This window comes from Cupriavidus metallidurans CH34, from assembly GCF_000196015.1.
In the GTDB taxonomy this organism is placed as follows: Bacteria; Pseudomonadota; Gammaproteobacteria; order Burkholderiales; family Burkholderiaceae; genus Cupriavidus; species Cupriavidus metallidurans.
Window position 1 is genome coordinate 2,033,255 of record NC_007974.2, and the last position, 13,609, is coordinate 2,046,863.

Sequence of the window (13,609 nt, forward strand, 5' to 3'; positions counted from 1 at the left end):
AAGATGCCGTTCGATTGACGGGTTGCGGCCCGCTCCCCTACAGTAGTGCCCCTACATGGTCACATCCGCAGACAATACTCCCCACCAGATTCTATGCATCGAAGACGATGCAGAGACCGCTACGCTCATCGCGGAAGAACTGACCGAGCGAGGCTTCGCCGTGACCGTCGCCCATGACGGCCAGGAAGGCTTTGCCGCCATTCTGCGCATGCCACCCGATCTTGTCCTGTGCGATGTGGGCATGCCTGTCATGGACGGCTTCGAGGTGCTCGCGAAACTGCGCGCGCTGGCCCCGCGCTATGCTGAAGTGCCTTTCGTTTTCCTAACCGCACTGGCCCAGCGCGATGCCGAACTCAAGGGACGCCGTCTGGGCGCGGACGACTACGTCGCCAAACCCGTGGATTTTGACATCCTTGAGAGCATTATCGAAGCGCGGCTGTCGCGCGCTGTCAAACCGCAACAACGCACCCCGCAGAACGTCACGCTGAGCGAGCGCGAGATCGAGGCGCTTTCATGGTCCGCGCGCGGCAAGACGTCGGGCGAGATCGCGACGATCCTGGGGCTGTCGAAGCGGACGGTCGATTTCCATATCGACCGCGCCAGGGAGAAACTGGGCGTGGCCACGCGGGTCGAAGCCGTGGTGCGCGCGGCCACCGAGGGGTTCATCAAACCGTAGGCGCCGATCAGTCGTCGTCGTGCCAGCGGTGCCACTCACGACGGCGGTACTCGTGCTCGCGCCATTCGTGCTCGCGCCACTCCCGGCCGCGCCAGCCATCGTAGTAGCCCGGCGCCACCACGACCGGCCGCGGTGCCACATAGACCGGAGGCGGCGGCGCGACATACACCGGGGCCGGTTGGTAGTAGACCGGCGCCGCCGGTGCCACAACGACACCGGGAATGCCGATGCCAATCCCTACGTCCACGCGAGCCAGCGCGCTGCCCGATGCCAGTGCCGCCACGCCGGCCACGATGCCAGCAATCATGATTCGTTTCATATGCAGTACCTCCTGCGTGCAAGTCTATGAGCGCCCGGGTTCGTCTTGTCTTTGCGAACTGTTAGCGCGGTTATGACGTGTAACGGAGATATCCATCGAACGTTGACGAATCAGACACATCCTTGGCCGGAAGCTTTGTAAGGGATTGTTGCCGCGTTGCGCACTATGGCTACGCTAAGTCTTGTACGAAAGAATGGCTTCTCGTTTTCGCAGCGCCGCTGCTTAATGAAGACTTAATGCGGCCCTTGTACAACCTTAGCGCACGCACCGCGGCTTAATCCAGCCTTAAGACAACGAACATGCGATGAACACTTCCACCACACATCACGCACTCAGCAAGGTGCCCGAGATCACGCTGGGCTTCTGGCTCATCAAGATCGCCGCCACCACGCTTGGGGAAACCGGCGGCGATGCCTTGTCGATGTCGCTGAATCTCGGCTACCTCGTCAGCACGGCGATATTCGCGGTGGTATTCCTTGCCGCCGTGTCCGCGCAGATCCGCGCGCGCGCTTTCCGGCCCGCGCTGTACTGGTTGACCATCGTCGCCACGACCACCGTCGGCACCACGCTCGCGGACTTCGCGGACCGCTCGCTCGGCATCGGCTATGCCGGAGGCAGCGCACTGCTGCTGGCGCTGCTCCTGCTGTCGCTGGCCGCGTGGTATCGCTCGATGGGAACGGTGTCGGTGGACACGGTCAACTCGCCGAAGGCCGAGCTGTTCTACTGGGTGACGATCATGTTCTCGCAGACACTCGGCACGGCGCTGGGCGACTGGACCGCCGACACCATCGGCCTGGGCTATCTGGGCGGAATGCTCGTTTTCGTCACGCTGCTCGCGGCGCTTGCCGCGGCCTACTACTGGACCAGCATCTCGCGCACCCTGCTGTTCTGGGCCGCCTTTATCCTGACCCGTCCGCTCGGTGCCGTGGTCGGCGACTTTCTTGACAAGCCGCTGCAATCGGGTGGGCTGGCGCTGAGCCGCTTCTCGGCGTCTGCCGCGCTGGTCTCGTTCATGGTGATCTGCATCCTGCTGCTGCCCCAGCGGGCGGCGGCCCGCGCAAGCCATTGAGCGGCGCTATGATGCGTGATGTCGGACACCGTTGGCATGGAGAACGCGATGCGGGTGCTGCTGGTCGAGGATGACCGCATGATCGGACAGGTGGTGCAGGACGCCCTGAAGGACGCCTCCTGCGCCGCCGACTGGGTCGAGGATGGACAGGCCGCACTGGACGCGCTGGATCGCCAACACTATGACGTGGTCTTGCTGGATCTGGGCCTGCCACGCAAGAGCGGCCATGCGGTGCTGACTTCGCTGCGCGCGCGTGGCAGCGCCGTGCCGGTGCTGATCCTCACGGCGCGGGACGCACTCGAAGACCGCATCGGCGGGCTCGATGCGGGTGCCGACGACTATCTGGTCAAGCCATTCGAGATGGATGAACTGCTCGCGCGAATGCGGGCTGTGTGGCGCCGGAGAAGTGGTCTGGCGTCATCGGTGCTCGGCAATGGCCGCGTCTCGCTGGATCTGTCGACCCGGCAGGCCACCCTGACGGGCGGCGCGCCCCAGCAACTCACGAATCGCGAGTTCGCGCTGCTGCAGGCGTTGCTGGCACGCCCAGGCGCAATCCTGTCGCGTGCCGAGCTTGAAGAGCGCATCTATGGCTGGGGCGATGAAGTGGAAAGCAATGCGGTCGAGTTCCTGATCCACGGCCTGCGCAGGAAGCTTGGCAGCACCATCATCAGAAACGTCAGGGGGGTGGGATGGCAGGTGCCGAAGGAAGGCTGAAACACGCCGGGCCAAAGCACTCGGTCCAGCAACGGCTATCCCTCTGGGTATCGCTGGCGATCCTCGCGGTGGCGCTCATCGGCGGCATCTTTTCGTTTGCCTCCGCGTTCCGCGAAGCCAACATCATGCAGGACGACCTGCTGCGGCAGGTGTCGATGCTGTTCGACGCGCAGCATCTGCCCGCGCCCCATCTGGCGGACGCTGGCAGACTGCCGCACAGCGACGAGGAAGCCCGCGTCATTGTGCAGACCCTGTCACCGGGCGGTGACAGCGCCCGGCAGATACTGGCATTGCCCGCCAGCGCGCCCGATGGTCTCGGCACCTTCGAAGTCGACCACGAGTCCTACCGCGTGCTGATCCGGACGCTGCCGACCGGCCAACGCATTGCCGTTGCCCAGGAAACCGGCATGCGCGACGAGATCGCGCGCAACAGCGCACAAGTTACTGTGTTGCCGTTTCTGGTGCTCGTACCGGTGCTGCTGCTGATCGTGGCCTATCTGGTCCGCCAGATGTTCCGCCCCATCTCCACCCTTTCCACTGACATCGACCGGCGCGGCGAGCACGAACTGTATCCATTGCCGGAAGACGAGCTTCCCGCCGAAGTCCGTCCTTTCGTGGTGGCCATCAACCGGCTGCTGGCCCGTATCGCGCAGGCCATGGAGATGCAGCGCCGCTTCGTCGCCGACGCGGCGCACGAACTGCGCTCGCCGATGACCGCGCTATCGCTGCAGGCCGAACGGCTCGAACGCACCGAGATGCCCGAGGCGGCGCGCACCCGGCTGGCCACCCTGCGGCGCGGCATCGAACGCAGCCGCGCCCTGCTGGAACAGTTGCTGAGTCTCGCACGTGCCCAATCGGCAACCGCCGCGCCAGCGCCAGCGGAAAGCATCTCCGTGCGGCACGCCTTCCGGCGCGTGCTGGAAGACCTGATGCCACTGGCCGATTCGCGTCACATCGACATTGGCGCGGTTGGCGACACCGACGCGCAGGTGCCAATTCAGGAGGTGGAGCTGATCACGCTGCTCAAGAACCTCGTGGACAACGCCATCCGCTATACGCCCAAACACGGCCGCGTCGATCTGTCGGTGGAGACTTCCCCCAATGCGGTGGCGATGATCGTGACCGATTCCGGACCCGGCATCAGCACGGAGGAACGAAGCAGGATCTTTGATCCGTTCTACCGGATTCCGGGCAACGACGCGCCCGGCTCCGGCCTTGGTCTCTCCATCGTCCGGGTCATTGCCGAGCGGGTGGGCGCCACGGTCGAGATCGACTACGCCGACGCGGCCGCGCGCCACGGCACGCGCGTGACGGTGCGCGTGCCGTGTGGTGACAACTGTGGTGGCAACTACGGTACCAACGAGAGCGGCGTCCGTCGGCAGCACGCGGCTGCCACCACGGATCAGCCGTTACCCTGAGCCTTGCCGACGGCCTCCGGCGCTGCGGCCGGCTTGCTGTCCGACTGGTTCTCCGGCGTCTTGCCCGGTTCATCCTCCCAGCTTCCGCCCAGCGCCTGCATCAGGCCCACGGTATCGGAGTAACGGCTCGCGCGCGCCTGTACCAGCGTGATCGCCGACTGCCGATACGTCTGCTCGGCCAGCATCACGGCCGGGTAACCGATCTGTCCGGCCTTCCACTGCGCCTGGGCGATGTTGAAGCTCCGGTACGCGGCACGCTCGGCATCCGATGCAGTGCGCAGTCCCCGCGCATCGGCCTCGATCGCATGCAGCGCGTCGGCCACCCCCTGATAGGCGGTCAGCACCGTGCTGCGGTACTGCGCAGATGCCTGCTTGTAGGCCGCCTCGGCCGCGCGCTGCTGGTGCAGCAGCATCCCGCCCTTGAAGATCGGCTGCATCAGGCCCGCGGAGATTCCCCAGAAGCCGGTGCCGGCCGTGAAGAGATCCCCAATCGCCTGCGACGAGCTACCGAGCGCGGCGGTCAGCGTGATATTCGGCAGGCGGGCCGCAGTGGCCACGCCGATCTGGGCGCTGGCCGCGTGCATCTGCGCTTCCGCCGCGCGAATATCGGGGCGCTGGCCAACCAGCCTCGACGGCAGGCTCAGCGGCAATGTCCCGGGCAGCGTCAGCGCTTCGAACTCGAACTGCTGCGGCACGGCGTCGCTCGGCAACCGGCCCGTCAATGCCGCGAGCAGGTTGCGCTGCTGGGCGAGTTGCCGGTCCAGCGGCGGCAATGCCGCTTCCGCCTGCGCCAGCGTGGCTTCCTGTGCGGCGACCTCGGCGGCGCCGACCTGCCCTAGGCGCTGCTGCTTGCGCACGGCCTCGAGCTGGCGCGTGGATAGCGCGATGACGTCTTGCGTCGCGCGGATCTGGGCGCGCAGCGAGGCTTCCTGGATTGCCGCATTGACGACGTTCGACGTCAGCGTCAGGTACGCGGCCTGCCACTGGAACCGGGCAACGTCGGCCTGCGCCACGCCTGACTCCACCTGCCGGCGCGTGCCGCCGAAGACGTCGGGCACGTACGAGACACTCAACTGCGCCGTGTGCAGCGTGAACAGATCGCTGTTGTCGGACAGCGGGCTCGCGATGATCTGGGCGATCTTCTGGCGCGACGGCGTGTACGACGCGTCAACGCTCGGGAAGAACGCGCCACGCTGCGCCGCTACGTTCTCCTGGGCCACGCGCAGCGCGGCCTCCATCGCCTGCAGGTCCGGGTTCGCGCGCAATGCGGCGTCCACCAGCGCGTTGAGTTCGCTGGAGCCAAACATCGTCCACCACTGCGCCGGCACATCCTGCCCCGGCGCGAAGCGCTGCGCCTGCCCATCCGGCGTGGATGCCGATGCGGTCTCCGCGGGCAATGTCGTCGCCGTGTAGCGATCGGTCTCGGGCGCGGCCGGGCGCTGGAAGTCCGGGCCCACCGCGCAACCCGCGGTGGCCAGCGCCAGCAGCGTCGCCACGCTGATCGAAGTGATTTTAGCCATTACAAATCCCCTTCACTGGTGGGGCCGAACTGTACCGGCGGCTCCTCGCGCACCTGCTTCGCCGCGCGTGTCTCGATCAGGTAATACAACGCGGGCAACAGCACCAGCGTCAGCGCGGTTGCCGTGATCAGCCCGCCCACCACCACCGTGGCCAGTGGACGCTGCACGTCGCTGCCCAGCCCGTGCGCAAGCGCCGCCGGAATCAGGCCCAGCGCTGCCACGGTCGCGGTCATCAGCACCGGCCGCATCCGCTCGCCCGCGCCACGCACGACCGCTTCCTTCAGGCTCACGCCAGAGGTATCGCGCCACCGGTTCAGGTTGGCGATCATGATGATCGCGTTCAATACCGCCACGCCGAACAGCGCGATGAAGCCAACCGCCGACGACACGTTCAGCGTCATCCCGCGCAGATGCAGCGCAACCAATCCGCCCAACGTTGCCAGCGGCACCGCCATCAGGATCAGCGCGGGCTGCCGCAGGTTCTTGAACTCGCCGAACAGCAGCACGAACATCAGCGCCAGCACCATCGGCAGGATCACCGCCAGACGTGCCTGGGCGCGCTGCTGGTTCTCGAACTGACCGCCCCATGCCACCTGGATATGGGTACGGTCGTACGGTACTTCCTTGTCTATACGCATCCGCGCCTCTTCAAGGAACGTCGACAGATCGCGGCCGCGCAGATTCAGGCGCACCGTCAGGTGCCGCTTGTTCATCTCGCGCGTGATCGTGGTCTCGCCTTCGGCCAGACGAATATGCGCCACTTGGGCCAGCGCCACATGCGCGCCATTGGCGGCCGTGAGCGTCAGGTTGCCGATTGCCTCGGGGTCGTTGCGCGAGCTGCCGATGAAGCGCGCCACCACGTTGTAGCTGCGGTCCTCGACAAACACCTGCGTGACGGGGCTGCCACCGATCCCTGTCTGGATCAGCGCCATCACGTCGGCCACATTGATGCCCAGCCGCGCGGCGGCGGCGCGATCGACATCGATACGCACCTGCGGCAGCGGCGGCTCCTGATCGATGATCACGTCCTGCGCGCCCGGCACCGTCTTCAGCAGCCGCGTGATCGCGGTGGCCACCTGCCGGGTCTCGGCGAAGTCGTTGCCGTACACCTTGACCACCAGGTCGCTGTGCGCGCCCGCCAGCTTGTCGAGCACACCGTCGATCATCGGCTGGGAGAAACCCACCTGAGTACCCGGCAGATCGCGGAAGCGCGTGGCCATGGCCTCGATCAGTTGCTGCTTGTCGCGGCCGGAGGTCCAGGTGCTATACGGGTGCAGCGTCACCGCGGTCTCGATATGTGACGGCGAGAACGGATCGGTACCCTCGTCGTTGCGGCCCACCTGCGTCACCACGTGCTCCACCTCCGGGAACTCCATCGTCGCGGCACGCAGGTTATCGGCCATCTGGCCAGCCTTTTCGAGCGAGATGCCAGGCGGGAGCGTCACCTGCAGCCATATCGAGCCTTCGTCCAGATACGGCAGGAAGTCCCGCCCGATCGTCGCGCCGAGGATCATCACCCCGACCAGCGTTGCCACCGCGATACCGATTGCCGTGCGCGTGCTGCCCACCAGCCGGTTCAGCACCGATTCATAGCGCGGCGCGAGCCAGACCAGCGCCGGGTTGTGAAACACCTTGCGCGGCTTGCGATAGGCCCAGTACGCCAGCCCCGGAATCAGCAGCAGCGCGACCAGCAACGCCCCGAACAGCGCGAAACCCACGGCGAAGGCCATTGGCGAGAACAGCTTGTACTCGATGCGCTGGAACGCGAACAACGGCAGGTAGGCCGTGATGATCACGATCATGCCGAAGAAGATCGGGCGCGCCACCTGCAACACCGACTGCATGATGTCTCGGCCATGCAGTTCTTTCTCCGCGTCCTCCTCGCGCCGGCGCAGGATGTTCTCCATCACCACGATGGCGCCGTCCACGATGATGCCGAAGTCGATCGCGCCGAGCGAAAGCAGGTTCGCCGGGATCTTGAAGTGATGCATCAGGATAAACGCCATCAGCAGCGACAGCGGGATCGTGACGGCCACGATGATCGCCGCGCGCGGGCTGCCCAGGAACAGCAGCAGCACCAGCGACACCAGGAACATGCCTTCCATCAGCGTCTTGCCCACGGTATGCACCGTGGCATCGACGAGATTGCTCCGGTCGATATACGGCACCACCTTGACGTCCTTGGGCAGGATGTTGTCGTTCAGGTCACGCACGGCGGCATGAACACCCTCCATCACGACCGACGGATTCTCGTTCTTGAGCAACAGCGTGATGCCCTGGATCGTGTCCGGATTGCGGTCCATGCCCAGGATGCCATGGCGCTGCGGGTTGCCGAGCACCACACGGCCAAGATCCTTCACCAGCACGGGTACGCCATTCTTCTGGGTGACAACGATGTTGCCCAGATCGTCCAGATTACGGATCAGGCCCACGCCGCGCACCACGAGCCCTTGCTCGCCACGATTCAGGATGCTGCCGCCGGCGTTGGCATTGTTCTCGGAGATCGCCTGCGTGATCTGGTTCAGCGAGATGTTGTACTTCGACAGCATCACCGGATCGAACTCGAGCATGAACTGCGTGGTCAGGCCGCCGAAGTTGGCCACGTCCACCACGCCCGCCACCTGCTTCAGGCGCGGAATCACCTTCCAGAACTGGAGTTCCGACAGCTCGCGCAGATCGCGTGTCTTCGAGACGAGCGTATAGCGGTAGATTTCACCGATCGGTGACGTCAGCGGGTCAAGCGACGGCTGCGCGCCGTACGGCAGCGAAACGCCGTTGATGCGCTCCTGCAGGCGCTGGCGCGACCAGTAGTCCTCCGCGCCGTCCTTGAACACCACGGTGATCAGGGACAGGCCGAACGTGCTCTTGGAGCGCATCACGTGCATGCCGGGCACGCCCATGATTTCGCGCTCGAGCGGGATTGTGATCTGCTGTTCGACTTCCTCGGCGGCCAGTCCGTTGACCTGCGTGACCACCTGCGAGGTGGTGTCGGCAATGTCCGGATACGCTTCCAGGGGCAGCTGCTTCCACGCGTACCAGCCGTACAGCGCGACCATCGCGAACACCAGCGCGACGATGCCGCGCCGGTTGAAGCACAGGGTAACAAGGCGCTCAATCATTCAGCAGCACCCCTTCCTTCACCACCACGCGGTCTCCCGCGGACAGGCCCGACTTCACTTCCATACGGTCGCCGATTTGCGCGCCGAGCTTGATCACACGGGGCTCGAACTGCCACGGCGCCACTTCGACGAATGCGCGGGTGTAGAAGCCGCTCTGCACGATGGCCGACATCGGCACGACGATGCCTTCATGCGGCTGGGACAGGAAGGTAGCCTGCGCGAACATGCCGGGACGGAGCCGTCCGTCGGGGTTGTCGAACACCATGCGCACCTTGGTCGTGCGCGTGTCCGCATCAAGGATCTGCCCGACATAGCGCACCTTGCCCGGTTGCGGATCGTCATAGGCGTCGAACTTGACGGTGGCCGACTGGCCGACATACACGTGGCCCAGATCCTTTTCCTGCGCGTTGGCCGTGACAAACACGTGCGAGAGATCGGCAACGGTCATCAGGGAGGCCGTGGTGTCGTTCCAATACGCGCCGGTCGCGGCATTGAGATCGACCACGCGCCCGTTGATCGGCGATCGCACGGCCAGGATGTGGCCGCCGCCCGCCTGCAACGTGCCGCCACCCTTGGCGCCAAGTTGCGCCAGACGCGCATCGGCGCGCTGGGATTCGCTGGCGGCCTGGTCATAGTCGCTCTGGGCCTGCTCGAAGTCGCGCTTTGCGGCGATCTCTGACTTGTCCAGTTCCCGCTGACGATCCAGGTTGCGGCGTGCCATTGTCATGGCCGCGCGGGCCTTGGCGGCGTCGCTGTTGGCCTGCGCGAGATCGGCCGAATCGATCGTGAACAGCACGTCGCCAGCCTTGACCTCGTCGCCAAGCTGCTTGTTCAGGCTGACGATACGGCCGGCCAGCGGCGGCAGCACTTTCACGAGCTTGGCCGGATCGGCTTCGATCATGGCCGGCAGATTGAACGGTGCAGCCACGGTTTCGCGCGTGGCGGGCGCGACGGCCAAGGTGCGGCGCAATGGCGACTCGGCCGGGACTACCAGGCGCTCGCCTTCATGACGCAGGGCGACGGGCGGGTCCGCGCGCTTCTGTTCGGCCTTGGCGCGCATCGTCCAGACACCAGCACCGCCGAGACCCAGTATGACCGCCGCGGCAAGCCAGTAGACAACGCGCCCGGGAAAGGCTGGCTTGTTTTTCATCATTCACTCCGATGCTGATGTTTCAAAAGATATGGAATCGCCACATGCGGGAATTTGCCGCCAATGGTACGCACGCAAGCCCCCGTGCACTCTGAATTCTTCTTCAGGCAGGGCCGTATGCGTAACATGCGGAAAAGTCGGCTGATAGAATCAGACCCGACCCGGAAAGGCGAACCCATGAGGATCCTATTGGTAGATGACGACCAGAAGGCAGCGCGACTGCTGGCCCGTGGTCTGCAAGAAGAAGGTTATGACGTGGAGACCGCCCATTCGGTTGACGTGGCGGCGGCTCACAATTGTTACGCGTTCAGTCTGCTGATTCTCGACTGGATGCTCCCGGGCAAAAGTGGCGTCGAGTTCTGCCGGGAATTGCGCGAGCAGGGCGTGCGCACGCCGATCCTGATGCTGACGGCGCGCGATGCAATCAATGACCGCATCACCGGGCTGGACACGGGCGCCGACGACTATCTGACCAAACCCTTCGTCTTTGAGGAACTGCTCGCGCACGTGCGGGCCCTGCTGCGGCGTGTGGAGCTGGCCCAACCCGCCCCGATCACGCTGAACGACCTTGTCATCGACCCGCAGACCCGTGGCGTCACGCGGGCCGGCGCGCGGCTCGATCTCACGCCGAAGGAGTACGCGATCCTCATCCTGCTGGTGACGCACGCCGGGGAGATCGTCAGCCGGGCACAGCTTGCGGAACACATCTGGCACGCGGACCTGATCGCCATCGACAACCTGATCGACGTGCACATGAAGAACCTGCGCCGCAAGCTCGACCCACCGGGCATGGCGGCGCTGATCCAAACCGTGCGGGGCCAGGGCTTCCGCATCTCGCCATCGGGGGCCCTCTGACGTGCTGAACTTCCGGCAGCGGCTGGTCCTGACCCACTGGACCGTCATCGTGGTGATCGTGGCCTGCTCGGCGTTGGCCGGGTGGTGGCAGCTATCGCGCCTGGTGCACGGGCAGCTCGACGCGGCGCTGCTGACGCTGGCCGATACCGAGGCCGGCATGCAGGTGGAGAGCCACGGGCAACCGGTCCGCGTGCACGAGCGCCCGCCCGGGTCAGCCCCGCCATCGCTAGTGCGCCTGGACCGGCTGGTGCAGATCGTCAATGCCAAGGGCGAAATCCTGGCCCGCAGCTCAAACCTGGGCGACGCCATGCTGCCCGCTCCGCCCGCGCTGCTCGACGAACTCGCGTCCGGGGGGCAGGCGGTCTTTCAGACGCTGCCGAGCTTTGGGGAAGAGCCGCTGCGCATGGTGTCCCTACCCGCCGTGGCAAACGGCAAGCCCGTGGTGATCCAGGTGGCGGGATCGCTGGACGATGTGCACAACGTGCTGGAGTCGGCCACGATCCTGTTCGGCATCATGGCCGCCGCACTGCTGGCCGCCGTGGGCGCCGCCGGCAGCGTGCTGACGCGGCGCGCGTTCCGTGGCATCAACGACGTGGTGAAGCAAGCCCGGCTCATCGGCGATGCCAACCTTGGCGAACGCCTGCCGCACCCCGGCACAACGGACGAAATCGGCCAGCTCGTCGATACGCTGAACGCGATGCTGGACCGGCTCGAGCAGGCTTTCGACCAGCAGCGGCGCTTCACGGCCGACGCCTCGCACGAACTGCGCTCGCCGCTTTCCCGCCTGCGCACCGAGATCGAAGTGACGTTGCGGCGGCCGCGCGAGAGCCAGGAGTACGTGGACACGCTGCGCTCCTGCCTGGATGAAGTGGGCCGCCTGACCCGGCTGATCGAGGAACTGCTGATGCTGGCCCGCTTCGACGCGGGGCAGGATCGCCAGGCTGGCGAGCCACAGGCACTGGATGCGCTGATCGCGGAAACGCTGTTGCGCGCCGGCCCAGCCGCCCGTGAACGGCAGGTCGAACTGGTGGCACGCAGCGAAGCGGTGGGCGGCGCCAAGGTGTCGCACGGATCGGTGGGGCTGGTGCTGGCCAATCTGGTGGACAATGCGCTCAAGTTCTCGCCACAGGGCAGCAAGATCGTGGTGGACTGCGCCGCCGACGCGCACCAGGCCACATTGCGTGTCACCGACGAAGGCCCCGGCATCCCCCCGGACGAGTTGCCCTTCCTGTTCGACCGCTTCTTCCGTGGCGCTGGCGCGCGCGCGTCCGAGAACGAAGGAGTGGGTCTTGGCCTGGCCCTGTCGCAATCGATCATCCATGCCCAGGGCGGGCGTATCGAGGCCGCCAACGGGCCCGACGGCGGCGCGGTGTTCACGGTCAGGATTCCGCTGGCGCCGCGTGAAGCCGGTTCCTGAAGAAGAATTCAGTGTACGGAGCAGCACCCCGTCGATACACTGCGTCCCATCAAAGCTCGCCTGGGGAGGACCCTCAAATGGACTGTTGTTCTAGTCGATATCCAACACAAGGTTAAGCAGGCCACCCGCATCCATTTTTGTCGCTGGCTTGCATCGATCCATCGCAAGTCACGCAGCGGCAATCACGGGCGCCCCAGCCCGCCGCGCGCCACTCGCACGCGCCTGTCCCGGCAGGCACCATGCTGTTCCGCCATGGTCGGCAGGACAGCGAAGGAGTAGGAAATGCGCAAGTTCCTCGCATCCACCACCCGGACCTCCGCGCTCACAGAGCGTCTGGTCTCCCCGTTCCTGCGCGCCCAGACGCAGTCGAACACCTCGACCTCGACCACGAACTCGACATCACTCGGCCAGGCCGGCCGCACGGACGCCCCGAGATCCGATCGGGAATACGCCGACGCGGCCATCCGGTTCTGCCGCACGCTCTGGTAAGACGCGTCCGCGATCCGCACGCCAGTTGCACGCCACGGCACGCACGTGCCGTGTCCCGCCACATGCCAGCCACGGCTGCCATGTGGCGTCATGATTTCCACATCCGTCGAGCATGTCCATCGAAGCCATCCAGAACATCAACCTAGAGTCGCTCCTCGACACCAGCATCAGCCTGGTTACCGCCTTCGTGCTTGGCGGGGTCATCGGCTATGAACGCCAGTACCGCCAGCGCACCGCCGGCCTGCGCACCAACGTGCTGGTCGCCGTGGGCGCGGCCATTTTCGTCGACATGGCCAACCGGCTGGCCGGCCACGACGGCGCGGTGCGCGTGGTGGCCTACGTGGTATCCGGCATCGGCTTTCTTGGTGCAGGCGTGATCATGCGCGAGGAAGGCAATGTGCGCGGCCTGAACACCGCAGCCACGCTGTGGGGCTCCGCCGCGGTCGGCGCCAGCGCGGGCGCAGACCTGATCATCGAGGCCGGCTTGGGCAGCATGTTCGTGCTCGCCGCCAACACGCTGCTGCGTCCCGTGGTCAATCGCATCAACCAGCAGCCAATCGACACGCCTGCGGTCGAGGTGACCAACACGGTCTACGTGATCACGCCGCGCCATCGCCAGAAAGAGGCATTGCGGCTGCTGTCGGACATGCTGGAAGCCAGCAACCATCCCACGCGCGATCTGGTGGTTCACGCATTCGGCGCGAACGATATCGAGATCGAAGCCGTGCTCATGGCCACTTCAGTCGACGGCGACGAGCTGGATGCCGTGGTGGCGCGGCTTTCGGCATGTGAAGCGGTAACCCAGGCGTTCTGGAGTCCGAGCACCACGGAATAGCGGCGCCCGAAGGCGCCGCCAGAGTGAA

12 protein-coding genes are annotated in these 13,609 nt (G+C 65.6%); 8 read left to right on the forward strand and 4 right to left on the reverse strand.

Annotation, left to right across the window (positions count from 1 at the left end; genetic code table 11):
• The first annotated feature begins 55 nt into the window (after window positions 1-55).
• On the forward strand, window positions 56-676 hold the full coding sequence (locus RMET_RS27220) for a response regulator transcription factor (protein ID WP_011519726.1): 621 nt from the start codon (window positions 56-58) through the stop codon (window positions 674-676).
• 7 nt (window positions 677-683) lie between these two features.
• Here RMET_RS27220 and RMET_RS27225 read toward each other — a convergent pair whose 3' ends face one another.
• The gene (locus RMET_RS27225) at window positions 684-995 is read right to left on the reverse strand and encodes a hypothetical protein (RefSeq protein ID WP_008651852.1); all 312 of its coding nucleotides are present in this window, start codon (window positions 993-995) and stop codon (window positions 684-686) included.
• A gap of 304 nt (window positions 996-1,299) precedes the next feature.
• Here RMET_RS27225 and RMET_RS27230 point away from each other — a divergent pair, with 304 nt between their 5' ends.
• Genes RMET_RS27230 through RMET_RS27240 form a run of 3 tightly spaced genes read left to right on the forward strand, consistent with a single transcriptional unit; the run spans window position 1,300 to window position 4,196 of the window.
• On the forward strand, window positions 1,300-2,064 hold the full coding sequence (locus tag RMET_RS27230; protein WP_011519727.1) for a COG4705 family protein: 765 nt from the start codon (window positions 1,300-1,302) through the stop codon (window positions 2,062-2,064).
• A gap of 48 nt (window positions 2,065-2,112) precedes the next feature.
• Window positions 2,113-2,778, forward strand: a complete 666-nt coding sequence (locus RMET_RS27235; protein ID WP_011519728.1) for a response regulator transcription factor — start codon at window positions 2,113-2,115, stop codon at window positions 2,776-2,778.
• Window positions 2,754-4,196 (forward strand): ATP-binding protein, encoded by a 1,443-nt coding sequence (locus tag RMET_RS27240; protein ID WP_011519729.1) that lies wholly within the window; start codon window positions 2,754-2,756, stop codon window positions 4,194-4,196. The genes RMET_RS27235 and RMET_RS27240 overlap by 25 nt, the downstream gene beginning before the upstream one ends.
• Here the strand turns inward: RMET_RS27240 and RMET_RS27245 are convergent.
• The 3 genes from RMET_RS27245 to zneB are packed head-to-tail and all read right to left on the reverse strand — an operon-like array spanning window position 4,181 to window position 9,985.
• Complete coding sequence (locus RMET_RS27245; protein WP_011519730.1) at window positions 4,181-5,716, reverse strand: efflux transporter outer membrane subunit; 1,536 nt, start codon at window positions 5,714-5,716, stop codon at window positions 4,181-4,183. The two genes, RMET_RS27240 and RMET_RS27245, sit on opposite strands and share 16 nt — an antisense overlap.
• Window positions 5,716-8,835, reverse strand: coding sequence for an efflux RND transporter permease subunit (locus RMET_RS27250; RefSeq protein ID WP_011519731.1), 3,120 nt, complete (start codon window positions 8,833-8,835; stop codon window positions 5,716-5,718). The genes RMET_RS27245 and RMET_RS27250 overlap by 1 nt, the downstream gene beginning before the upstream one ends.
• Window positions 8,828-9,985, reverse strand: coding sequence for a zinc efflux RND transporter periplasmic adaptor subunit ZneB (gene zneB, locus RMET_RS27255; RefSeq protein WP_011519732.1), 1,158 nt, complete (start codon window positions 9,983-9,985; stop codon window positions 8,828-8,830). Before zneB ends, RMET_RS27250 begins: the two co-directional genes overlap by 8 nt.
• A 177-nt stretch (window positions 9,986-10,162) precedes the next feature.
• Here zneB and RMET_RS27260 point away from each other — a divergent pair, with 177 nt between their 5' ends.
• The 4 genes from RMET_RS27260 (at window position 10,163) to RMET_RS27275 (ending at window position 13,581) form a co-directional block, all read left to right on the forward strand.
• Window positions 10,163-10,840 (forward strand): response regulator transcription factor, encoded by a 678-nt coding sequence (locus RMET_RS27260; RefSeq protein ID WP_011519733.1) that lies wholly within the window; start codon window positions 10,163-10,165, stop codon window positions 10,838-10,840.
• Window position 10,841: 1 nt separating this feature from the next.
• On the forward strand, window positions 10,842-12,257 hold the full coding sequence (locus RMET_RS27265) for a sensor histidine kinase (protein WP_011519734.1): 1,416 nt from the start codon (window positions 10,842-10,844) through the stop codon (window positions 12,255-12,257).
• A 282-nt stretch (window positions 12,258-12,539) separates the two neighbouring features.
• Entirely contained in the window at window positions 12,540-12,746 is a 207-nt protein-coding gene (locus tag RMET_RS33780) for a hypothetical protein (protein WP_152560239.1), read from the forward strand.
• Between the two features lie 118 nt (window positions 12,747-12,864).
• Complete coding sequence (locus tag RMET_RS27275) at window positions 12,865-13,581, forward strand: MgtC/SapB family protein (protein ID WP_029310007.1); 717 nt, start codon at window positions 12,865-12,867, stop codon at window positions 13,579-13,581.
• Window positions 13,582-13,609 lie beyond the last annotated feature (28 nt).

Bases quoted from the DNA above. Each gene is read 5' to 3' on its own strand.
- RMET_RS27220 (WP_011519726.1), top strand. From the start codon at position 56: ATGGTCACATCCGCAGACAATACTCCCCACCAGATTCTATGCATCGAA.
- RMET_RS27225 (WP_008651852.1), bottom strand. From the start codon at position 995: ATGAAACGAATCATGATTGCTGGCATCGTGGCCGGCGTGGCGGCACTG.
- RMET_RS27230 (WP_011519727.1), top strand. From the start codon at position 1,300: ATGAACACTTCCACCACACATCACGCACTCAGCAAGGTGCCCGAGATC.
- RMET_RS27235 (WP_011519728.1), top strand. From the start codon at position 2,113: ATGCGGGTGCTGCTGGTCGAGGATGACCGCATGATCGGACAGGTGGTG.
- RMET_RS27240 (WP_011519729.1), top strand. From the start codon at position 2,754: ATGGCAGGTGCCGAAGGAAGGCTGAAACACGCCGGGCCAAAGCACTCG.
- RMET_RS27245 (WP_011519730.1), bottom strand. From the start codon at position 5,716: ATGGCTAAAATCACTTCGATCAGCGTGGCGACGCTGCTGGCGCTGGCC.
- RMET_RS27250 (WP_011519731.1), bottom strand. From the start codon at position 8,835: ATGATTGAGCGCCTTGTTACCCTGTGCTTCAACCGGCGCGGCATCGTC.
- zneB (WP_011519732.1), bottom strand. From the start codon at position 9,985: ATGAAAAACAAGCCAGCCTTTCCCGGGCGCGTTGTCTACTGGCTTGCC.
- RMET_RS27260 (WP_011519733.1), top strand. From the start codon at position 10,163: ATGAGGATCCTATTGGTAGATGACGACCAGAAGGCAGCGCGACTGCTG.
- RMET_RS33780 (WP_152560239.1), top strand. From the start codon at position 12,540: ATGCGCAAGTTCCTCGCATCCACCACCCGGACCTCCGCGCTCACAGAG.